Genomic DNA, 19,549 nt, shown 5'->3' with positions numbered 1-19,549 from the left:
CCCAGGGCTCCCCCAAAAATGATCGACGTTACCTTTGCCAACTTTGAAACCGAGGTCATTGCCGCCTCCATGACCACCCCGGTGCTGGTCGATTTCTGGGCCCCGTGGTGCGGGCCGTGCAAGGTCATAGGCCCGCTGCTGGAGAAGGTGGAAGCCGATTACGCGGGCCGCTTCAAGCTGGTCAAGATCGACTCCGACCAGGAGCAGCAACTGGCCGAAGCCTTCGGCATCCGCAGCATCCCCACCTGCATTCTGGTGGTCAACGGCCAGCCGGTGGACGGCTTCCAGGGCGCGCTGCCCGAGGGCAAGATCAAGGAATTCCTGGACAAGCACGTGCCCGCCGCTGGCGATACGCTGGATGCCGAGCCGTCGGAAGCCGAACAAGCCCTGGCCCTGGCTGAGGCGGGCGACACCGATGCCGCTCTGGCCAAGCTGGCCGATGCCCTGGCGCTGGACCCGGCCAACGACGATGCCCGCTTCGACTACGTGCGCCTGCTCACCCAGGCCGGCTATCTGGAAGAGGCCGAAGCCGCGCTGCAACCCACACTGAAATACATCCCCTCGCAGCTGCGCTTTGAAGCCCTGTCGCAGTGGATTGGCGCTCTTAATTTTGCAGCCACTCACGCTGATGGAACGGGCGATACAGCCGAATTGGATGCAAAAATAGCTGCCAACAAGCGCGATTTCGACGCCCGCTTTGCCAAAGGCCGCATCCTGATGGCCCAGGGCGAATGGACTGCCGCCATGGACGAGCTGCTGGAAATCATCATGCGCGATAAGAAATGGAGCGACGAGGCCCCGCGCAAGGTTTTCATCGCTATCCTGGAGCTGCTCACGCCGCCCAAGCCCAAGGCCAGCGCCGAGGCAGGCAACAAGACCGCAGGCGGGATTGAGCTCTCCGGCAAGTCGGTCGCCGAGCAAGACCCGCAGGCGCTGCTGGTGGCCACGTACCGGCGGCGGTTGAGCATGATGCTGAACTAGCGCATCCACCTATCGCACCAACACCCAGCGCACGCTGCTGCTCAACCCATCCACCAACGCCACCAGCACCAGCATGGCCACCAGCACCGTGCTGGTCTCGGGCATCTGGAACAGGCCCATGTGGAAGGCCAGCATCTGGCCCAGGCCGCCCGCGCCCACCACGCCCAGAACGGCGGCGGCGCGGATGTTGTTCTCCCAGCGGTACAGGGTGTAGCTGACCAGCTGCGGCAGCACCTGGGGCAGGCTGGCGTAGAGCAGCACCGGCACCGCGCCCACGCCGCGCGCGCGCAGAGCCTGGGCCGGGCCGTCAGGGGCGTTTTCCAGGCTCTCGGCAAACAAGCGGCCCAGCACGCCGGTGGTGTGCAGGCCCAACGCCAGCGTCCCGGCGAATGGCCCCAGCCCGGCGGCGACCAGCAGCAGCGTGGCCCAGACCAGTTCGGGGATACTGCGCAGCGCGTTCAGCAGCGCCCGCGTGGGGCCGCGCCACAGGGCTCGGTCGTCCGCATGGGTTTTGCTGGCGGGCAGGGCCAGCGCCAGGCCGCAGACCACCGCCAGCAGCGTGCCCAGGGCCGACATGGCGAGCGTCTCCAGCGTGGCGGTCAGCAGCTTGCGCAGAAAGGCAGGTTCGGTGTTGGGCACCAGCAGCTCGGCCACAAAGCGCCCCATACGCTGCAGCGCATCGGCAGACAGGAATTTCGCCCACTGCAAATCCAGCGTGGCAAAGCTGGCTCCCACCAGCGTCACCACGGCGATGGCAAACCATAACGCCTTGGAACGGGCGTGGAACAAGGCAGGTGGCAACTTGAAAGTCTCGTTGGCAGCCTGTTTCATGCCAAACCTTTGCGCAGCCAGGCGCTGGTGTAATCCGCAAGCCACACCAGCCCCATGAACACCAGCAGCATGGTGCTGACCTCGGCACCAACGAACATCTTCATCGACGCATCCATGTGCTGGCCCAGCCCGCCCGCGCCCACAAAGCCCAGCACGGCCGACGAGCGGATGGCGCATTCCCAGCGGTACACGGTGTAGCTGGTCAGCTCGCCCGCATTTTGCGGCAGCAGGCCGTAGAAAAAGGCCTGCAGCCGCCCAGTGCCATGGCGCAGCAGGGCCTGGGTGGCGGCGGGTTCACCAGATTCCAGAATCTCGGCATACACCTTGCCCAGCATGCCCGCGTAGGTCAGCGCAATCGCCAGCACGCCGGAAGTGGGGCCCAGCCCCACCACGCGTACAAACACCAGCGCCCAGACCAGCTCGGGCACGCTGCGCAGCAGCACCAGCAGCCAGCGCACTGCCAGCCGCACGGCTGCGCCCAGCGGGGCCATGCGTCCGGTGAGCGCCGAAATCGACAGCACCCGTACCGACAGCAGCGTCAGCGGCACGGCCAGCAGCAGCGCCAGGGTGATGCCCGCCGTCGCCATGGCCACGGTGCGCCAGGTTTCCAGGGCTACGGTCCACAGAAAGGCGGGCTCCAGTTTGGGCGGAAAGAAGTCGGCCACGAAGCGCAGCGTGGGCCGCAGGCTGTCGGGCTGCAGCAGCACCCAGGGCTGGAACTCGGTGAGCACCAGCAGCGGCCACAGCAGCACGGCGGCAGCCAGCAGCCAGAACAGGCGGCTGTGCCAGGCGGGGTCGCGGGTGGAATGTTGGGTTATCGGCAATGCATCACCACGGGGGCTGTGACCAGCGGCGGCGATGGCTCCGGCGCAGGCGCGGTCAGCTCGTCCAGATGCTGGGCGTACAGGCTGTGCAGCCGTTCGCGGCTGACCTGCGCGGCGGGCAGGTCGAACACGATGGCCCCCTCGCGCAGGCCCAGGATGCGCGGGAAGTGCGCCAGCGCCATGTCCACGTGGTGCAGGCTGGCCAGCAGCGTGGTGCCGCGTTTTTGGGCGGCCTGGGTCAACGCCACCATGGCCTGCTCGGCACGGGCCGGGTCGAGAGCCGACAACGGCTCGTCCACCAGCCAGAGCCTGGCATCGGCCACCAGCGCCCGGGCCAGGCCGACGCGCTGGCGTTCGCCGCCCGAGAGACGGTCCACCCGCTCGAATAATTTATCGGCCAGGTCGAACTGCGCCAGCGCCGCCTCGGCCGCCGGAATGTCCACCGGGTAGAACAGGCTGCGCACGCTGCGCCACAGCCCCATTGTCGGCAACTGCCCGGCCAGCACGGCAGTGACGACCCGCTGGCGCGGCGGCAGCGGCGGCAGCTGCGGCGCGATGAAGAGCTGGCGGCGCAGGCCTTGCAGCTGGGCACGCGGCAGCACCCACGGGTCGCGGCCATCCAGCAGTACCTGCCCTTGGCCAGGCCGCAGCGCGCAGCCCAGCAGGTGCAGCAGGGTGGTCTTGCCCGCGCCCGACGGCCCGATCACCGCCACCTGCTCCCCGGCGGCTAGCGCCAAGCCTACCCCGCGCAAGGCGGCCGGGGCGTGCGCGGCAGCGGCAGGGTGGCGGGCCGACGCAGCCACGAGTTGAAGTTTCATATAAAAAGTGCCTCTAGCGCAATAGATACCTACGCGAGTAGCTATTTATTTTGTAGTACGGCTTATTTCAGCAAACCGGCGCTGCGGGCTGCCGCTTCAATGCCTTTGTAGTTGCCGGGCTGGGTGGGGATGAAGCGGGTGGCGCGTTGCAGCTCCAGTACTTCTTTGCCTTCGGGGGTATTGCTGTTCAGGTCCAGAAAAGCCTTGGCCAGCTTTTCGCGCAGGGCCACGGGCATGTCGGCGTGCACGCTCCAGTTGTAGTCGAAGTACGGCGGGGTGGTGTAGAACACCTGGACCTTGGCGGTATCGACCTTTTTGTCGGCCACAAACTTGTCCCACACCGAGATGTTGAGCGCGCCCGCGTCCACCTTGCCAGCAGCCACGGCGGCGATGGTGGCATCGTGTGCGCCCGAGAAGGCCACGCGTTTCAGGTCTTTGTCGGGGTCGACCTTGGCCTCCAGCAAAAAGCTGCGCGGCATCAGGTGGCCAGAGGTGCTGGACGGTGCGCCAAAGCTCAGCGTGTGGCCCTTCAGGTCGGCCAGTGCCTTGATGGCGGGGTCGGCGGTGATGAAGACCGACCGGAATTTCTCGTCCTCCTCGCGCTGCACCAGTGGGATGATCTTGCCGCCCGAGCGCACATTGGCCTGTACAAAGGTAAAGCCGCCAAACCAGGCCACGTCCACCTGTTTGTTAACCAGCGCCTCCACCGCCGCCGCGTAGTCGCTCACCGGGGTGAACTCGACCTTCATGGCCAGCTTGCCCTCCAGGTACTTGACCAGCGGCGCGGCCTTGCGGGCCAGCTCGGTGGGGGCTTCGTCGGGAATGGCGGTCATGCGCAGCACCTGCTGGGCGCTGGACAGGCCCGCAAAACACAAAGTGGCAACGGTCAGGGCGGTCTTGAAGGAGAAGCGGGTCATGGCAGATACGGGGAGGTGAAAACCCCGTATTAGACCGCAGCGCTTTCTACCGATTTACGCAGCGCGCGCCAACAGGCTGCGGTGGCCTTCGGTGGCCAGCACCTGCTGGGCGTTCAGGCTGCGGATGGAGATGCTGGCGTCTTGCGGAATGCCGCCGGAGAGCTGCAAGGCCAGGTAGCGGCCGCAGCTGACGCGCAGGAAGGAGGCAAAGTTATCCACCTCGCCGCGCTGTGCCACCAGCTCGTCGTACAGCTTGGCGCACAGTTGCGGCACGCCCATGCCGTCGCGCTGGGCGATCTCGGCCAGCACCTGCCAGAACAGGTTTTCCAGCTTGATGCTGGTGGCCACGCCGTGCAGCCGCACCGAGCGGGCGCGGCTGTCGTACAAATGCGGATCGGCGCTGATGAAGACTTGGCACATGGCGAATTCCTGGTGGTGTGGGCCTGCATGATGCGGGGCCACACCCGCAACGTCAATCGAGGATTACAAGCTGATACGCGTGCCCAGCAGGGCCAGAAACTGCGCAATCCAGGCGGGGTGGGCAGGCCAGGCGGGGGCGCTGACGAGGTTGCCCTCGGTGATGGCCGCGTCGATGGCGATCTCGGCATAGGTGCCGCCCGCAATCTCCACTTCCATGCGGCAGGCCGGGTAGGCCGAACAGGTACGGCCCTTGAGCACACCGGCCCCGGCCAGCAGCTGGGCACCGTGGCAGACGGCGGCCACCGGCTTGTTGGCTTCAAAGAAATGCTTCACTGCCGACACCACCGCCGGGTAGGTGCGCAGGTACTCAGGGCCGCGGCCACCGGGGATGACCAGCGCGTCGTAGCTGGTGACATCCAGACCGGCGAAAGTGGCATTCAGGGTGAAGTTGTGGCCGGGCTTTTCGCTGTAGGTCTGCGCGCCTTCGAAGTCGTGGATGGCGGTTTTGATGTGATCCCCGGCCTTTTTGTCGGGGCAGACGGCATGCACCGTGTGGCCCACGGCCAGCAGCGCCTGGAACGGCACCATGGTCTCGTAGTCTTCGCAGTAGTCGCCGCAGATCATCAGGATTTTTTTTGCTGCCATGCTTGTCTCCAGTGGTTGGGAGTCCATTGTGGGCAGTGAAAAGAGGCGGCGGGTGTTAGCCGGGTACTACATCCAAGGCCGTCAGCCCCCGGTAGGCCGGGTTGTCGGCCCACTGCGGCTTTGTTTCGGCCAGGCGCAGGTGCGGCCAGCGCTGCAGCACCTGGCGGAAGGTGATTTCGGCCTCGATGCGGGTCAGCAGGGCACCGATGCAGACGTGGGCACCGCTGCCGAAGGAGATGGATGCGCCGTCGCGCCCGGCCACGTCCAGGCGGTCGGGGTCGGGGTGGCGGGCGGGGTCGCGGTTGGCGGCACCGATCAGCGGCACCACCAAGTCGCCACGGCGCAGTAACTGGCCGTGGAGTTGGAGGTCGGTGGCGACGCGGCGGCCGGTGTACTGCACGGGGCTGTCGAAGCGCAACAGCTCGCGTACCGCGCTGGGGACCAGGGCCGGATCGGCATGCAGGCGCTGCCATTGGTCCGGGTGGGCCAGCAGGGCCAGCAGGCCATTGCCCAGCAGGTTGCGGGTGGTTTCGTGGCCTGCAAACAAGAGCATGGCGCACTGGGCCAGCAGCTCGGCGTGGTTAAGCAGCGCGCCGTCGGCTTCGGCTTGCAGCAAACGGCTGACCAGGTCGTCGCCCGGATGTTTACGCCGTTCGGCGATTAATTTCTCGAAATACCGGCCCATCGCCAGCAAGCTAGCCTGGGCGCGGCGGGCCTGCGGGTGGGTGGCCAGCGGCGCGCCGATGAACACGGCCAGGTCGTCGGACCAGACCGCAAAGTCGGCATTGGCGGCTTCTTCGATGCCCATCATCTTGGCGATGACACGGGTGGGCAACTGGCGGGCTACGGCCTGCATGAAGTCGAAGCTCGGTGCATCACCCACAGCAATCAGCAGTTCGGCCACGGTCTGTTCGATGAACGGCTCCAGCGCCTGGATCTGCGCGGGTTTGAAGCCCGCGTTCAGCACCTTGCGGATGCGGGTGTGGTCGGGCGCGTCCAGGAACAGCATGGCGCGGGCAAACAACTGCTGGAAACCGGCCAGCTCGCCCTTAGTTTCCTCTCGGTCCGTGACCCACCCGCCTGTGCGCTGGGCCGAAAAGCGCGGGTCGCGCAGCACCTGCTCCACGTCGGCATGGCGGGTTAGCAGCCAGGCCCCGCCGAAGAATTCGGTGCTCCAGTGCAGCGGCCCGGCCTCACGCAAAGCCTGGTAGGCCGGGTAGGGGTTGGCCAGAAAGGCGGCATCGACGAAAGGCGAAATTGCGGACACAGCGTTCATGCGGAAAAGATCTCGTGCAGGGCCACAGGGTCCAGATACGCTGCGGCGGCCCCCGGGGTGGCATCGTTCAGGCGCGGCACCACACCCAGGCAGGGGGCGCGGTGGCGGCGCTGGAATTCATGGCGCAGGGTGTCGATATTGGCTTGCAGGTGGGCCATCTGCGGATCGACCGTGTTGGCGATCCAGCCCAGCAGCGGCAGACCGCGTGCGCGGATGGCCTCTGCGGTGAGCAGGGCGTGGCTGATGCAGCCCAGGCGCAGGCCCACCACCAAAATCACAGGGTAGCCCAGTGCCACGGCCAGGTCGGCGGTGTCTGCATCGGGCCCTAGCGGGACGCAGAACCCGCCCACGCCTTCCACTACCAGCACATCGGCGCGCTCGGCCAGGGCTTGGGCTTGATGCACCAACGTGGCCATGTCAATCACTTGCCCTTCGAGCGCCGCCGCAATATGCGGGGCGCAGGCGGCCTGGAATTGCAGCGGGCCGACTTCTGCGCTGGTCAGGGGCAGTGAACTGGCGGCCCGCAGCATCTGCACATCTTCGTTCACACCGTCTGCGTCCAGCCCAGCCGCTACCGGCTTGAAGCCCGCGCTGCGCCAGCCTTGTTGGGCACACCAGTGCAGCAGGGCCGCGCTGCAACGGGTTTTGCCGACTTCGGTGTCAGTGCCGGTGATGAACACGCTACGCATGCAATTCTTTCGCGGCCACAGCCAGTCCATCGACCAGCCGCTGCACGTCCTGCGCGCTGTGGGCGGCGCTGAGCGTGATGCGCAGCCGTGCCGTGCCCACGGGCACGGTGGGGGGCCGGATGGCGGGCACCCACAGGCCTTGCGCATCCAACGCGGCAGACAAGGCCAGGGCGGCGGCGTTGCTGCCCACGATGAGCGGCTGGATGGCAGTGGCCGAATCGGCCAGGCTCCAGCCCAGATGGGCGTGGGCAGCTATCAATTTGGATAACTCGCCGCGCAACTGGTGGATCAGCGCTTGCAGGTGGGCGCGGCGCTGTTCGCCCTCTTCCCCGGCGATCAGTTGCAGGCTGGCGCTGAGGGCGTGGGCGATGGCGGGCGGCGCGGCGGTGGTGTAGATGTAAGGCCGGGCGGTTTGCACCAGCCATTCAATGATGGTGGGGTGCGCGGCCACAAAGGCCCCACCCACGCCCGCGGCCTTGCCCAGCGTGCCCATGTAAATCAGGCGCTCGCTGTGCAGGCCGAAGTGGGCCAGGCTGCCCCGGCCCTGGGTGCCGAGCACGCCGAAGCCGTGCGCGTCGTCCACCACCAGCCAGGCATCGAAGCGCTCGGCCAGCGCCAGCAGGGCGGGCAGATCGGCCAGGTCGCCATCCATGCTGAAGACGGCATCGGTGACGATGAACTTCAGCGCGGCATCGCTCTGCATGAGTTGGCGTTCCAGCACCACCAGATTGCGGTGGGCATAGCGGTGCAGTTTGGCCTTGGACAGCAGCGCGCCATCGACCAGCGAGGCATGGTTGAGCTTGTCTGCAAAAATGATAGCATCTTGTGCATATAAAGCCTGGGCTACAGCCATATTTGCCATGTAACCCGTGCAAAAGTACAGCGCCCGTGCATCCGGGATGCAGGGGGCCATCCAGGCGGCAAGCTCTTGCTCCAATGTGGCGTGCGCCAGCGAGTGGCCACTGACCAGGTGGGATGCGCCGCTGCCCGCGCCAAAGCGGCGTGCGCCCTCGGCCAGGGCTCCTACCAGCACAGGGTGGTTAGCCAGGCCCAGGTAGTCGTTGCTGCAAAACGCCAGCAGGTCGCGGCCATCGACGCGCTGCTGCGGCGCGCAGGGCGACTCGGCAGTGCGGCGGGTGCGCGTCAGGGCCTGGTCGGCGCGTTCACGCAGTTGGCGGTTCAGGTGGTCGATCAGCATCGGTGGGGGCTTGGTTCAAAACATCGTCCAGCGTGGCCATAACCTGGCGGGCCAGCCAGGGCGACAGGTCGTCGTCCAGCAAATACGGCGGCAGCAGGTAGACGGTGCGGCCAATCGGACGGATCAGCAGCTCGCGCGCCCGGCCTGCCAGGTGGAAGCGCTCGGCAAAACGCGGCCCAGCAACGGATTCGAGCACGTCAAAGGCCCAGACCATGCCGATGTGGCGGAAGTTCTCTACCCGCGGGTCGGATTGCAGTGGGGCCAACGCTGCGCTCAGGGTGGCCGCCTGCAGGCGGTTATGGGCCAGCACGTCGTCCTGGTCAAACCGGTCCAGCACTGCCAGCGCCGCGCGGCAGGCCAAGGCGTTGCCGGTGTAGGAGTGCGAATGCAGAAAGCCTCGCGCCACATCGTCGTCCAGGAAGGCCTCAAACACGCTGTCGCGCGACAAAACCAGCGACAAAGGCAGGTAGCCGCCGCTGATGCCCTTGGACAAGCACAGCAAATCCGGCCACGGCGTGAGCCCTCCAGGTTCAGCCGCCTGCTCCACGGCAAAGAAGGTGCCGGTACGCCCACAACCGACGGCGATCTCATCCGCGATCAGCAGCACCTGGTACTGGTCGCACAGCGCCCGCACAGCGCGCAAATAGCCCGGGTCGTGCATGGCCATGCCGCACGCGCCCTGCACCAGCGGCTCCAGGATGAGGGCAGCGATCTGGCCGTGGCGCTGTTCCAGCAAAGCCTGCAGCCCGGCGGCGGCGCGCTGGGCCACGTCGGCGGCGGATTCGCCCGGCAGGGCCTGGCGCGCGTCGGGCGACATCACCTGGTGCGAACGCATCAAGAGCGGGTCGTAAGCATCACGGAATATCTGCACGTCGGTCACGGCCAGCGCACCCAGGGTTTCGCCGTGGTAGCCCTGGCGCAGGCAGACGAACTCGCGCTTGTCGGTGAAACCGCGATTCCGCCAGTGGTGGAAGGCCATCTTCAGCGCAATTTCCACGGCCGAAGCCCCGTCGCTGGCAAAGAAGCAGTGGCCCAGCACACCGCCCGTGCGGGCCGAGAGGCGCTCGGCCAGCTCTACCGCCGGGGCGTGGGTGCACCCGGCCAGCATCACGTGCGGCAAGGTGTCGAGCTGGTCCTTGATGGCGGCGTTGATGCGCGCATCGGCATGGCCAAACAGATTCACCCACCAGGAGCTGATGGCATCAAAGTAGCGCTTGCCATCTTCGCCATAGAGCCACACGCCCTGCCCCCGCACGATGGGCAGGGGCGGCACCTCGGCGGCGCGCTGCATCTGGGTGCAGGGGTGCCAGATGTGGGCCAGGCTGCGGGTGGCGAGGGAGGAGGTCATCGCCAGGGGCCTAGGCCGTCAACCGCTCCAGCGCCTCCTGGTACTTGGCGGCGGTTTTATGGATCACGTCGGCGGGCACGCGGGGGGCCGGGGGGGTTTTGTTCCAGGGCTTGCCGTCGATCTGCACCTGCTCCAGCCAGTCGCGCACGAACTGTTTGTCGTAGCTGGGGGGATTCGAACCTGCGACATAGCCTTCTACCGGCCAAAAACGCGAAGAATCGGGAGTCAGCACCTCGTCCATCAGCACCAGGGTGCCGTCGGTGTCCAGGCCGAACTCGAACTTGGTGTCGGCAATGATCACGCCCTTGGTCAGGGCGAAGGCGGCGGCTTCGGAGTAAATCTGAATGCTCAAGTCGCGGATGCGCCCGGCCAGGTCGGCACCGATGGCCTCCACGCTCTGCTCAAAAGTGATGTTTTCATCATGGTCGCCCACCGCCGCCTTGGCTGCCGGGGTATAGATGGGGGCAGCCAGCTTGGACGCGTTGCGCAGGCCCGCGGGGAGCGGCACGCCGCAGACCGATTGGCTGTGTTGGTATTCCTTCCAGCCGCTACCGGCCAGGTAGCCGCGCACCACGGCCTCGATGGGCAGGGGCTTGAGGCGCTTGACCAGCATGGAGCGGCCGGTGACCTGGGGGGCTTCTTCGGCGGTGACGGCGCTCTCGGGGGCTTCGCCGGTCAGGTGGTTGGGGCAGATGTGGCCCAGCTTGGCAAACCAGAACAGCGCCATTTGGGTCAGCAAAATGCCTTTGCCGGGAATCGGCTCGCCCAGGATCACGTCGAAAGCGCTCAGGCGGTCGCTGGCCACCATCAGAATGCGGTCGGTCCCCACGGCATAGTTGTCGCGAACCTTGCCGCGCGCCAGCAGGGGCAGGCTGTGGATGGAGGAAGTGTGGACTGTGGTCATGGGGAAATTCTCAAGAGGAAAGAAGCGGGCCAGCCTTGGAGTGTAAAACCCCGGACCCCGTAGCCCGTTGGGCGGCCCTGATCCGCCACAGATTCGCAGGCTGACTCACATCAAAATAAATAGCTGCAACCGCTAATTTAATTAGCACGGACAGCCTTTTTCATACCGAAAGTAGCGGTAAACAAGCCGTTTTCTCAAGGCGCATCCAAAGATTCCAGCAACTGCAATGCCCGCTGCGGGTCGCCCCGTGCCGCGCGGGTCTGAAAGCGCACATGGGCATCGTAGTTGGCCAGTGCCACGGTCGCCAACTCATCCACCAGACGGTTTACGCTCAGGTTGTGCGCCTGGGCCAGCGACTTGAGGCGAGCATGCTTTTCATCGGGCAGACGGATGGTCAGGGTGGACATGGATACTTCTCCAAACATTGCTCGGGGGTGAGCACTTGCACAGTGTCAAACCGCAATTCCCCGCGCTGCAAATCACGCAGATTGCGGGTCGCTATGGCTTGGGCACGGCCCGCTACAGCGAGTTCAACCAAATGGTTATCGGCTTCATCCGGTAGATTGGGGCGCCAGGCAAAAAACACCTCAACCCACAGACAGCGGTTCAAAAAACCATCCAGCACTTCGCCGCGCTGGACGGGAGTCAATGGCGAGGTGGTGAACAAGGCATCGCGGCCCAAAACATCTTCGTACTCTGCCAGCAATGCCGCGCCTACCACTGGTTGATACGCACCACTGATGCAGGCACGCAGCACCCGCCGCGCACTTCCGCCCTCGCGCAATAGCGCTGCAACCAGCAAATTGGTGTCGATCACGAGAACAGGCATAGGCGAATGATAGCGCCGGTGCCATCAAAATGTAGACTTTGGGCACACGCAACACCAAAGACCAAGACGATTTACATCAAAATACATAGCTACTCACGCTTATTCGACCGGCGCAGACTGCCATTTTTACACTGAAAAATGCTTTTGCCGGGCCGTAAGCTCACCCGCGCTGGAACTTAAACACCGCCGTGCCCGCCATCATGTTGGGCAAAAAGCGCACTTCGCGACCCTCTTGCAGGCCGAAGGCGTCCAGGATGTGCAGGTCGTTCTTGCCAGCCAGCACTTCAAAGTCCTTGAAGGTGCCGACGCGGATGTTGGGCGTGTCGTACCACTGGTAGGGCAAGCGTTTGGTGACCGGCATGCGGCCGCGCAGGATGCTCAGGCGGTTAGGCCAGTGGGCGAAGTTGGGGAAGGCCAGCACGCCCATGCGGCCCACGCGGGCGGTCTCGCGCAGCATGACTTCGGCGTTGCGCAGGTGTTGCAGGGTGTCGATTTGCAGCACCACGTCGAACGACGCGTCGTCGAACAGGGCCAGGCCCTCGTCCAGATTGAGCTGCACCACGTTCACGCCGCGCTGCACGCATTTGAGTAGCTTGGCATCGTCGATTTCCACGCCATAGCCGGTGCAGCCACGGGTGACCTGCAAATGGGCCAGCAGTGCGCCGTCGCCGCAGCCCAGGTCGAGCACCCGCGAGCCCACGGGCACCAGGCGGGCTATGGATTCCATGTTGCTGTGCGCGCTCATGCCGTCAACCCCTCTGCCGTCTTTGCCGTCTCTGCCGCCACACGGTCAAAGTAGGCGCGCACGGTGGCCATGTAGCGGGCATCGTCCAGCAAAAACGCGTCGTGGCCGTGGGGCGCGTCGATTTCGGCGTAGCTCACGGTGTGGTGGTGGTCGAGCAGGGCTTTGGCGATTTCGCGGCTGCGCTGGGGCGAGAAGCGCCAGTCGGTGGTGAAGCTGACCAGCAGGAACTTGGCTTTGACGTTGGCAAAAGCCGCGCTCAGGCTGCCGCCGAACTGCCGCGCCGGGTCAAAGTAGTCCAGCGCGCGGGTGATCAGCAGATAGGTGTTGGCATCGAAGTATTCGCTGAACTTGTCGCCCTGGTAGCGCAGATAGCTTTCGATTTGGAACTCGGCATCCTGCGTGGTGTAGCGGTAACTCTCACCGATGAGCTGTCGACCGAATTTGGTGTTCATCACGTCGTCGCTCAGGTACGTGATGTGGCCAATCATGCGGGCGATGCGCAGGCCGCGCTGGGGCACCACGCCGTGCCGGTAGAAGTGGCCGCCGTGGAAGTCGGGGTCGGTGGTGATGGCGCGGCGGGCCACTTCATTGAAGGCAATGTTCTCGGCAGTGAGGTTGGGCGCGCTGGCAACCACCACCGCATGCCGCACCCGGTCGGGGAACTGCAGCGTCCAACCCAGGGCCTGCATGCCGCCCAGGCTGCCGCCCATCACCGCGGCCAGGGTCTGTATGCCCAGGTGGTCGAGCAGGCGGGCCTGTGCATTGACCCAATCTTCGACGGTGACGACCGGAAAGTCGGCACCGTAGACCTGGCCAGTGTCGGGGTCGATGTGCATCGGCCCGGTGGAGCCAAAGCAGGAGCCCAGGTTGTTCACGCCGATGACGAAGAAGCGGTTGGTGTCCAGCGGCTTGCCGGGGCCAACCATGTTGTCCCACCAGCCTGCCGATTTGGGTTGGTCGGCGTAGGTGCCCGCCACGTGGTGCGAGGCGTTCAGCGCGTGGCAGACCAGCACGGCGTTGGACTTGTCGGCATTCAGCGTGCCGTAGGTCTCAAAAGCCAGGTCATAGGCGCGGATGGAACCGCCGCCTTGCAGGGGCAGCGGGTCGGCGAAGTGGTGGTACTGCGGTGTGGCGATCAAGGGCTGGTCCACGCCCTAGACTGGCTTTGTATCTATAAAGCTCTGGCGCTGCATGAGTTTGTCTTGCAACTTGGCGAGGTTGGGGTGGCGGACGCGCCAGTCCACGTTTGGAAATCTGAAGTCCAGCCAGCCCAGCGCGCAACCCACCGAAATGTCCGACAGGCTGAGGTGGATGCCGCTGCAATAGGGCTTTTCGGCCAGGCCGCGGGCCATGGCTTTCAGGCTGGCATCGACCTTGCCCATCTGGCGGTCGATCCAGGCCTGGCTGCGCTGCTCGACAAAGCGCTCGGTCCACACCGATTCCATGCGCGCCAGAATGCCCGCGTCGGATACGCCATCGGCCAGAGCTTCCCAGGTTTTGACCTCGACCCGCTCGCGGCTTTGCGACGGGATGAGCTTGCCCACCGGCGACAAGGTGTCCAGGTACTCCACGATCACCCGCGAATCAAAGATGGCCTCGCCCGCTTCCATCACCAGGCAGGGCACTTTGCCCAGCGGGTTGGATTCTGCGATCACAGTGCCGGGGGCCCACACATCGTCCAGTACAAACTGGTAGTCGAGCTTTTTTTCGGCCATCACGACGCGCACTTTACGCACATAGGGGCTGGTGAGAGATCCGATAAGTTTCATGGGCACGGTGGTTCTGGGGCAAGGGTCTGGGGATGGTTCCATTCTAGCGATTCACCTCTGCCAGGAAGCCCCGGTTTGCCAAGGGTGGCGCGCATCCTACAATTCGGGCCATGAATCTCTCCACGATCTCGGCCCTGTCGCCACTGGACGGCCGCTACGCCGCCAAACTCGCCCCCCTGCGCCCTTTGATGAGCGAACTGGGCTACATGCAACGCCGCGTCCAGGTCGAAGTGGCCTGGTTCATTGCCCTGAGCGATGCCGGGTTTGCCGAATTCAAGCCGCTCACGCCCGGCGCACGCACCTATTTGCTCAACCTGGTCACCAAGTTCAGCGAAGCCGACGGCAAAGCCATCAAGGACATTGAAAAAGTCACCAACCACGACGTAAAGGCGGTCGAATACTGGATCAAATCCAAGTTCGAAGCCCGGCCCGAGCTGGAGCACGCCAGCGAATTCGTCCACTTTGCCTGTACCAGCGAAGACATCAACAACACCAGCCACGCGCTGCAGCTCAAGGGCGCACGCAACCAGGTCATCCTGCCGGGGCTGGATGCGCTGATCGCCAAGCTGCGCGAAATGGCCCACGCCTTTGCCGACGTGCCCATGCTGAGCCGCACCCACGGCCAGACCGCCAGCCCCACCACCGTGGGCAAGGAAGTGGCCAACGTGCTGGTGCGCCTGAACGCCGCCCGCCACAAGATCGCCGCTATCCCGCTGATGGCCAAAATGAACGGTGCCGTGGGCAACTACAACGCCCACCTGTCCGCCTGGCCCGACTTCGACTGGGAAGCCTTCAGCCGCCGCGTCATCGAAACCCCCGAGCATGGCCCGGATACCGGCATCAACCCCTGGGGCCTGGGCCTGAGCTTCCAGCCCTACAGCATCCAGATCGAGCCGCACGACTACATGGCCGAGCTGTTCGATGCCATCGCCCGCACCAACACCATCCTCATCGACTGGTCACGCGACGTGTGGGGCTATGTGAGCCTGGGCTACTTCAAGCAGCGCCTGAAAGACGGCGAAATCGGCTCCAGCACCATGCCGCACAAGGTCAACCCCATCGACTTTGAAAACGCCGAAGGCAACCTCGGCCTGGCCAACGCCCTGCTGCGCCACCTCAGCGAAAAGCTGCCTATCAGCCGCTGGCAGCGCGACCTGACAGACTCCACCGTGCTGCGCAACATGGGTGTGGCCGTGGGCTACGCCGCGCTGGCCTACCAATCGCTGCTGACCGGCCTGAACAAGCTGGAGCTCAACGAAGAAGCACTAGCCGCTGACCTCGACAGTTCGTGGGAAGTGCTGGCCGAGCCGATCCAGACGGTGATGCGACGCTTTGGCGTGCAGGGCGCGTACGAAAAGCTCAAGGAAGTCACCCGCGGCAAGACCGTCACCGCCGAAGACCTGCACAGCCTGATCAACGGCCTGGAAATCCCCGAAGCCGACAAGCAGCGCCTGCTGGCCATGACACCAGGCAGCTACACCGGTATCGCCGCCAAGCTGGCCCGTCAAGCGTGAACTGTTGAATACCCCCAGGCTACAGCGCAAGCGCTTTTCGTCCACCCCCTTGCAGGGGGCAACACCAGTGGCCCGGCAAAGCCGGTTCCACGATGTTTCTAGATGGCGTGCGTGCCTTGGCTTTGGGCAGTGACTTTTAAACAAAATTGGCCTCTAGCGCAGGCAGAACCTGCGCTAATAGCTACAAAAACAGTAGTAATTTGATATGGCCCTCAAATCCACGATCTTTAAGGCCAACCTGCAAATTGCAGACATTGACCACGGCTATTACGCCGACCACGCCCTGACCCTGGCGCGCCACCCCAGCGAGACCGACGAACGCATGATGGTGCGCCTGGTCGCCCTGGCGTTGAACGCCCACAAACTGCAAAGCGTATTGGGCGGCGACGGCGTGCTGGCCTTTGGCGCGGGCCTGAGCAACCCCGACGACCCGGACCTGAGCCTGCGCGACTACACCGGCCGCACCCGGCTGTGGGTGGAAGTGGGCCAGCCTGAAGACAAACCGCTGACCAAAGCCTGCGGCAAGGCCGACCAGGTGCTGCTATACCCGTTCAGCTCGTCGGCCGATGTGTGGTGGCGCACCATGGAAGCCAAGCTGGCCCGCCCGCAAAACCTGCAGGTCTGGCGCGTGCCCACCGACGCGTCCCAGGCGCTGGCGGCTCTGGCCGAGCGCAGCATGCAACTGCAGGCCACGGTGCAAGAGGGCAACCTGACCTTGGGCAGCGAAAAAGGCAGTGTGGACGTGGAGTGCGTGCGCTGGAAATAGCGCCAGCCCTCAAATAAAGCGGCGCAGAAACCCCAACCAGACACCTGGCTGCCACAGTTGCACCGTGCGCCAGCCGCGCCAGATAAAAAAGCCCCGCTTGGCCCAGCGCCAAATGCCTTTGGGCTTGAGCAGCAGCAAAACCCCCATGGCAGCAGACAATGCCAAAGGCCGTTGGCGCACGTAGTCCATGGCCTCGGCAAGCAAGGCCGACAAGGTATCGCCCACATTGGAAATGCGCCGCAAGGGTGCCATTTCACGGGCCAGATTCAGCCGCTGGGCCTGGATGCGCTCCGTCAGGCGGGCACGCTCCTGGTCCAGCTCAGCGCGGGTTTTTGCCATGGTCGCTTGCCGCTTTCAGTTGGCGCAGGTCTTCTTGCAGCTCCGCCAGGCTGCCGGCAAAAATACCGTCGAACGACCGGGTGGAGCGGCGCAGCTTGGCAAAGCACACCAGCGCAGCCCCCAGCAACAACACAATCAGGCCTGACAGCACCAGCACCCGCTGGTCCCACAACAAAATAATGGTCAAGCCGACCAGCAGCAGCACGCCCAGGCCCGTGCACACCACCATGGCCAGCACCAGGGTCAGCTCGCGCAGGGCGCGGTGCTTTTCGGTCAGAATCTCGTTCCCCAGCAGTTGCAGGCGCGTTTGCGCCATCGTCAGCAAGGTGATGGGGATGTTCTTTAAAGCGGCGAAAGGTCCGCCGCCAGCGCTGTTACGCATACGGAACCCGGACGGGGTTCTGTAAAAAAGGCTTAACGGCGACCAATGATCAGGCCCACCAGCAGGCCCACGGCGGCAGCTACACCCACAGCAGTCCAGGGGGATTCGTGCACGTAGTCGTCGGCAGCACGGGCGGCGACCTTGGTGTTGTGGCGCAGCGCGGCTTCGGCATCGACCAGACGTTCACGGGCATCGCCCAGGCGGGCCTTGACGCGGGCGCGCAGCTGGCTGATTTTGTCGCCCGACTGGTCAGCGGTGTCGCTCAGCATCTCTTCGGCTTCGGAAATCACGGACTTGATGTCGCTGACCAATTGTTCTTGGGTGTCGATGGCGGCTTGGATGGCTTTGGACATGTGCTTCTTTCGGTTAAGGATGGGAGATGTACGGAATAAAGGTTAGCAGATTGGGCTGGCCTTTTTCGCTGTCGTTCGTACGGTGTTGACATTTAGAAACACTTTAAAACCGCAGATGAAAAACTTGAAAACCGGCAGGCTTAAAACGCCGTCCAGTCGTCGCCTTTGCTTGCACTGGCGATGGCCGGGGTCGGCTTTCGGGCCGGTACTGGCACCGAGGTTTTGGCAGCAGTGGGCTTGAAGGCGGGCGCGGCAAGCGGCCGAGGCGCAGCGGCCACGGGCCCAACGGGTGCGGCCCGGCTGGCCGCGCCTGAGGGCAACTTAAAGACCGACACCACACCCACCAGCTCACCCGCCTGGGTTTTCATGCTGCTGGCGGCAGCGGCCATTTCTTCCACCAGGGCCGCATTTTGCTGGGTGGCCTGGTCGATATGGCCGATAGCCTCGCCAATTTGCGCTACGCCGGCACTTTGCTCGCTGCTGGCGGCACTGATCTCACCGACGATGTCTGTGACACGGCGGATGGCGCTTACCACCTCGTCCATGGTGGCACCAGCCTTGCCGACCAGGGCAGTGCCGCGCTCCACTCGCTCCACGCTGGTGGAGATCAGGCTCTTGATCTCCTTGGCCGCATCGGCGCTGCGCCCGGCCAGACTGCGCACTTCGCTCGCCACGACGGCAAACCCCCTGCCCTGCTCCCCCGCGCGAGCAGCTTCAACCGCAGCGTTCAAGGCCAGGATATTGGTCTGGAAAGCGATGCCATCGATCACGCCAATGATGTCGGCAATCCGCCGCGAGCTGTCGTTGATGCCCTTCATGGTGTCCACCACCTCGGCCACCACTTCGCCGCCCTGCATGGCCACGCTGCTGGCGCTCAGGGCCAATTGGTTGGCTTGGCGGGCGTTGTCGGCGTTTTGCCGCACGGTGGAGCTGAGCTCTTCCATGCTCGCCGCCGTTTCTTCCAGTGCGCTGGCCTGCTGCTCGGTGCGGCCACTGAGGTCGTGGTTGCCCTGGGATATCTGGTGGCTGGCGCTGGCAACGCTTTCCGAACTTTGGCGTACGCCGGACACCAGTTGGACCAGGCTGGCCTGCATGGCCACCACGCGCGCCACCACGCTGGTGAGGTCGCCCGGCTTGACGGCGATGTGGCGAGACAAGTCGCCTTCTGCGATGGCAGAGGCATCGGCGGCCAGGGCAGCAGGCTCGCCGCCCAGGGTGCCGGTGATGCTGCGGGCAATCAACATGCCCACGATGACCGAGATCACCACCGCCAGCGCAATCACACCGACACTGACGTAGGTGCTGCGTTGCACCAAAGAAGCCGATTCTTCGCTGGTTTTTTTGCCCAATGCCGTGTTGAGGTCCAGCAAATCTGACAACAAATCATCCACCACCTGGAAGATGGCGATGGTTTCGCCATTCATCACCCGCATGGCATCGTCGTTCTTGTCCTCGTAGCTGAACTTTTGCACCTTGGCCGCACTGGCAATGTAGGGAGGCCAAGCCGCGTCAAATTTGCGCAACAACTCGACCTCGGGTGGGGTCAGGTCGGTCTTACGGTATTTATCGAGCAACACATTCATCTCCGCTTCGTACTTTTTCATCTGCGCACCGATCTTGTCCATTTCAGGCTGTTTGGACTCGATGACGTAGGCGTAGAGCGCACGGTTGTGGTAGATGGCCTTCATGTTGGCGTTGCCGATATCTCCCACCGGTACCAGATTGTTCTCATACATGTCGATAAGCATGCCGTTGAGCTGGGTGATGCGCGTCATGCCAAACAAGCCCACAGACAACGCAATCAGTGCGCTGATGATGGCAAATGCCAGCAGGCGGGTTTGGACTTTGGTTCTTTCAAGATAGGGCATGGCAATAGCTTGGTTGACTCAAGGTTGGGTGGGCAGTGACCGCATCGGCCTGTGCAGGCCAATCGTAAATGAGTGTAAATTTTTTCTTACTCCCTAGCCAGTCTGTTAACACATACCAAGCGCTCACAAAGCT

At 64.2% G+C, this 19,549-nt stretch carries 23 protein-coding genes; 3 read left to right on the top strand and 20 right to left on the bottom strand.

Annotation, left to right across the window (positions count from 1 at the left end; all coding sequences use genetic code 11):
* The first annotated feature begins 18 nt into the window (after positions 1 to 18).
* On the top strand, positions 19 to 981 hold the full coding sequence (trxA, locus tag AC097L_RS03655; RefSeq protein WP_479584809.1) for a thioredoxin: 963 nt from the start codon (positions 19 to 21) through the stop codon (positions 979 to 981).
* A 9-nt stretch (positions 982 to 990) separates the two neighbouring features.
* On the opposite strand, the gene phnE is transcribed toward trxA, so the two are convergent.
* The 16 genes from phnE to AC097L_RS03575 all read right to left on the bottom strand — a co-directional run bounded on the left by phnE (position 991) and on the right by AC097L_RS03575 (position 14,194).
* On the bottom strand, positions 991 to 1,812 hold the full coding sequence (gene phnE / locus AC097L_RS03650; protein ID WP_479584808.1) for a phosphonate ABC transporter, permease protein PhnE: 822 nt from the start codon (positions 1,810 to 1,812) through the stop codon (positions 991 to 993).
* A complete protein-coding gene (locus AC097L_RS03645) occupies positions 1,809 to 2,636 on the bottom strand; it encodes a PhnE/PtxC family ABC transporter permease (RefSeq protein ID WP_479584807.1) in 828 nt (275 codons plus the stop codon). The genes phnE and AC097L_RS03645 overlap by 4 nt, the downstream gene beginning before the upstream one ends.
* Positions 2,627 to 3,454, bottom strand: coding sequence for a phosphonate ABC transporter ATP-binding protein (locus tag AC097L_RS03640; protein WP_479584806.1), 828 nt, complete (start codon positions 3,452 to 3,454; stop codon positions 2,627 to 2,629). The genes AC097L_RS03645 and AC097L_RS03640 overlap by 10 nt, the downstream gene beginning before the upstream one ends.
* A gap of 62 nt (positions 3,455 to 3,516) precedes the next feature.
* Entirely contained in the window at positions 3,517 to 4,371 is an 855-nt protein-coding gene (locus AC097L_RS03635; protein ID WP_479584805.1) for a putative selenate ABC transporter substrate-binding protein, read from the bottom strand.
* A gap of 54 nt (positions 4,372 to 4,425) precedes the next feature.
* On the bottom strand, positions 4,426 to 4,791 hold the full coding sequence (locus tag AC097L_RS03630; RefSeq protein ID WP_479584804.1) for a ribbon-helix-helix domain-containing protein: 366 nt from the start codon (positions 4,789 to 4,791) through the stop codon (positions 4,426 to 4,428).
* Positions 4,792 to 4,854: 63 nt separating this feature from the next.
* On the bottom strand, positions 4,855 to 5,436 hold the full coding sequence (locus AC097L_RS03625; protein ID WP_479584803.1) for a DJ-1/PfpI family protein: 582 nt from the start codon (positions 5,434 to 5,436) through the stop codon (positions 4,855 to 4,857).
* A 55-nt stretch (positions 5,437 to 5,491) separates the two neighbouring features.
* Positions 5,492 to 6,712: a cytochrome P450 gene (locus AC097L_RS03620; RefSeq protein WP_479584802.1), complete on the bottom strand. Its 1,221-nt coding sequence runs from the start codon at positions 6,710 to 6,712 to the stop codon at positions 5,492 to 5,494.
* The gene (gene bioD / locus AC097L_RS03615) at positions 6,709 to 7,401 is read right to left on the bottom strand and encodes a dethiobiotin synthase (protein ID WP_479584801.1); all 693 of its coding nucleotides are present in this window, start codon (positions 7,399 to 7,401) and stop codon (positions 6,709 to 6,711) included. Before bioD ends, AC097L_RS03620 begins: the two co-directional genes overlap by 4 nt.
* Positions 7,394 to 8,599, bottom strand: coding sequence for an 8-amino-7-oxononanoate synthase (gene bioF, locus AC097L_RS03610; RefSeq protein WP_479584800.1), 1,206 nt, complete (start codon positions 8,597 to 8,599; stop codon positions 7,394 to 7,396). Before bioF ends, bioD begins: the two co-directional genes overlap by 8 nt.
* On the bottom strand, positions 8,565 to 9,947 hold the full coding sequence (gene bioA / locus AC097L_RS03605; protein WP_479584799.1) for an adenosylmethionine--8-amino-7-oxononanoate transaminase: 1,383 nt from the start codon (positions 9,945 to 9,947) through the stop codon (positions 8,565 to 8,567). Before bioA ends, bioF begins: the two co-directional genes overlap by 35 nt.
* 10 nt (positions 9,948 to 9,957) lie before the next feature.
* Positions 9,958 to 10,851: a phosphoribosylaminoimidazolesuccinocarboxamide synthase gene (locus AC097L_RS03600; protein WP_479584798.1), complete on the bottom strand. Its 894-nt coding sequence runs from the start codon at positions 10,849 to 10,851 to the stop codon at positions 9,958 to 9,960.
* Positions 10,852 to 11,045: 194 nt separating this feature from the next.
* A complete protein-coding gene (locus AC097L_RS03595) occupies positions 11,046 to 11,258 on the bottom strand; it encodes a toxin-antitoxin system HicB family antitoxin (RefSeq protein WP_315207731.1) in 213 nt (70 codons plus the stop codon).
* The gene (locus AC097L_RS03590; protein WP_479584797.1) at positions 11,246 to 11,680 is read right to left on the bottom strand and encodes a PIN domain-containing protein; all 435 of its coding nucleotides are present in this window, start codon (positions 11,678 to 11,680) and stop codon (positions 11,246 to 11,248) included. Before AC097L_RS03590 ends, AC097L_RS03595 begins: the two co-directional genes overlap by 13 nt.
* A 160-nt stretch (positions 11,681 to 11,840) precedes the next feature.
* Positions 11,841 to 12,425 carry a methionine biosynthesis protein MetW gene (gene metW / locus AC097L_RS03585; RefSeq protein WP_479584795.1) on the bottom strand — a complete coding sequence of 195 codons (585 nt, stop codon included), beginning with the start codon at positions 12,423 to 12,425 and terminating at the stop codon, positions 11,841 to 11,843.
* A complete protein-coding gene (metX, locus tag AC097L_RS03580; RefSeq protein WP_479584793.1) occupies positions 12,422 to 13,564 on the bottom strand; it encodes a homoserine O-succinyltransferase MetX in 1,143 nt (380 codons plus the stop codon). The genes metW and metX overlap by 4 nt, the downstream gene beginning before the upstream one ends.
* A gap of 15 nt (positions 13,565 to 13,579) precedes the next feature.
* On the bottom strand, positions 13,580 to 14,194 hold the full coding sequence (locus AC097L_RS03575) for a glutathione S-transferase N-terminal domain-containing protein (protein WP_479584791.1): 615 nt from the start codon (positions 14,192 to 14,194) through the stop codon (positions 13,580 to 13,582).
* Between the two features lie 110 nt (positions 14,195 to 14,304).
* Here AC097L_RS03575 and purB point away from each other — a divergent pair, with 110 nt between their 5' ends.
* Together purB and AC097L_RS03565 are read left to right on the top strand one after the other, a co-directional pair.
* Positions 14,305 to 15,708, top strand: coding sequence for an adenylosuccinate lyase (gene purB, locus AC097L_RS03570; protein ID WP_479584788.1), 1,404 nt, complete (start codon positions 14,305 to 14,307; stop codon positions 15,706 to 15,708).
* Positions 15,709 to 15,913: 205 nt separating this feature from the next.
* Positions 15,914 to 16,474 carry a YaeQ family protein gene (locus AC097L_RS03565; protein ID WP_479584786.1) on the top strand — a complete coding sequence of 187 codons (561 nt, stop codon included), beginning with the start codon at positions 15,914 to 15,916 and terminating at the stop codon, positions 16,472 to 16,474.
* A gap of 9 nt (positions 16,475 to 16,483) precedes the next feature.
* Here the strand turns inward: AC097L_RS03565 and AC097L_RS03560 are convergent, their stop codons facing one another.
* The 4 genes from AC097L_RS03560 to AC097L_RS03545 form a co-directional block, all read right to left on the bottom strand.
* Complete coding sequence (locus tag AC097L_RS03560) at positions 16,484 to 16,813, bottom strand: YqjK family protein (RefSeq protein ID WP_479584783.1); 330 nt, start codon at positions 16,811 to 16,813, stop codon at positions 16,484 to 16,486.
* Positions 16,794 to 17,195 carry a phage holin family protein gene (locus AC097L_RS03555; RefSeq protein ID WP_479584779.1) on the bottom strand — a complete coding sequence of 134 codons (402 nt, stop codon included), beginning with the start codon at positions 17,193 to 17,195 and terminating at the stop codon, positions 16,794 to 16,796. The genes AC097L_RS03560 and AC097L_RS03555 overlap by 20 nt, the downstream gene beginning before the upstream one ends.
* A gap of 32 nt (positions 17,196 to 17,227) precedes the next feature.
* A complete protein-coding gene (locus AC097L_RS03550) occupies positions 17,228 to 17,548 on the bottom strand; it encodes an ElaB/YgaM/YqjD family protein (protein WP_479584776.1) in 321 nt (106 codons plus the stop codon).
* A 140-nt stretch (positions 17,549 to 17,688) separates the two neighbouring features.
* Complete coding sequence (locus AC097L_RS03545; RefSeq protein ID WP_479584773.1) at positions 17,689 to 19,416, bottom strand: methyl-accepting chemotaxis protein; 1,728 nt, start codon at positions 19,414 to 19,416, stop codon at positions 17,689 to 17,691.
* Between the last annotated feature and the right edge of the window lie 133 nt (positions 19,417 to 19,549).

This window comes from Rhodoferax sp. RT5P35, from assembly GCF_056521385.1.
The sequence above is the reverse complement of the archived record's forward strand: the minus strand, read 5'-3'. Positions and strand labels throughout refer to the sequence as shown.

Bases quoted from the DNA above. Each gene is read 5' to 3' on its own strand.
- AC097L_RS03595 (WP_315207731.1), bottom strand. From the start codon at position 11,258: ATGTCCACCCTGACCATCCGTCTGCCCGATGAAAAGCATGCTCGCCTC.
- purB (WP_479584788.1), top strand. From the start codon at position 14,305: ATGAATCTCTCCACGATCTCGGCCCTGTCGCCACTGGACGGCCGCTAC.
- bioD (WP_479584801.1), bottom strand. From the start codon at position 7,401: ATGCGTAGCGTGTTCATCACCGGCACTGACACCGAAGTCGGCAAAACC.
- AC097L_RS03560 (WP_479584783.1), bottom strand. From the start codon at position 16,813: ATGGCAAAAACCCGCGCTGAGCTGGACCAGGAGCGTGCCCGCCTGACG.
- AC097L_RS03625 (WP_479584803.1), bottom strand. From the start codon at position 5,436: ATGGCAGCAAAAAAAATCCTGATGATCTGCGGCGACTACTGCGAAGAC.
- trxA (WP_479584809.1), top strand. From the start codon at position 19: ATGATCGACGTTACCTTTGCCAACTTTGAAACCGAGGTCATTGCCGCC.
- bioF (WP_479584800.1), bottom strand. From the start codon at position 8,599: ATGCTGATCGACCACCTGAACCGCCAACTGCGTGAACGCGCCGACCAG.
- AC097L_RS03620 (WP_479584802.1), bottom strand. From the start codon at position 6,712: ATGAACGCTGTGTCCGCAATTTCGCCTTTCGTCGATGCCGCCTTTCTG.
- phnE (WP_479584808.1), bottom strand. From the start codon at position 1,812: ATGAAACAGGCTGCCAACGAGACTTTCAAGTTGCCACCTGCCTTGTTC.
- AC097L_RS03600 (WP_479584798.1), bottom strand. From the start codon at position 10,851: ATGACCACAGTCCACACTTCCTCCATCCACAGCCTGCCCCTGCTGGCG.
- bioA (WP_479584799.1), bottom strand. From the start codon at position 9,947: ATGACCTCCTCCCTCGCCACCCGCAGCCTGGCCCACATCTGGCACCCC.
- metW (WP_479584795.1), bottom strand. From the start codon at position 12,425: ATGAGCGCGCACAGCAACATGGAATCCATAGCCCGCCTGGTGCCCGTG.
- AC097L_RS03565 (WP_479584786.1), top strand. From the start codon at position 15,914: ATGGCCCTCAAATCCACGATCTTTAAGGCCAACCTGCAAATTGCAGAC.
- AC097L_RS03630 (WP_479584804.1), bottom strand. From the start codon at position 4,791: ATGTGCCAAGTCTTCATCAGCGCCGATCCGCATTTGTACGACAGCCGC.
- AC097L_RS03545 (WP_479584773.1), bottom strand. From the start codon at position 19,416: ATGCCCTATCTTGAAAGAACCAAAGTCCAAACCCGCCTGCTGGCATTT.
- AC097L_RS03640 (WP_479584806.1), bottom strand. From the start codon at position 3,454: ATGAAACTTCAACTCGTGGCTGCGTCGGCCCGCCACCCTGCCGCTGCC.
- AC097L_RS03575 (WP_479584791.1), bottom strand. From the start codon at position 14,194: ATGAAACTTATCGGATCTCTCACCAGCCCCTATGTGCGTAAAGTGCGC.
- AC097L_RS03550 (WP_479584776.1), bottom strand. From the start codon at position 17,548: ATGTCCAAAGCCATCCAAGCCGCCATCGACACCCAAGAACAATTGGTC.
- AC097L_RS03555 (WP_479584779.1), bottom strand. From the start codon at position 17,195: ATGCGTAACAGCGCTGGCGGCGGACCTTTCGCCGCTTTAAAGAACATC.
- AC097L_RS03635 (WP_479584805.1), bottom strand. From the start codon at position 4,371: ATGACCCGCTTCTCCTTCAAGACCGCCCTGACCGTTGCCACTTTGTGT.
- AC097L_RS03590 (WP_479584797.1), bottom strand. From the start codon at position 11,680: ATGCCTGTTCTCGTGATCGACACCAATTTGCTGGTTGCAGCGCTATTG.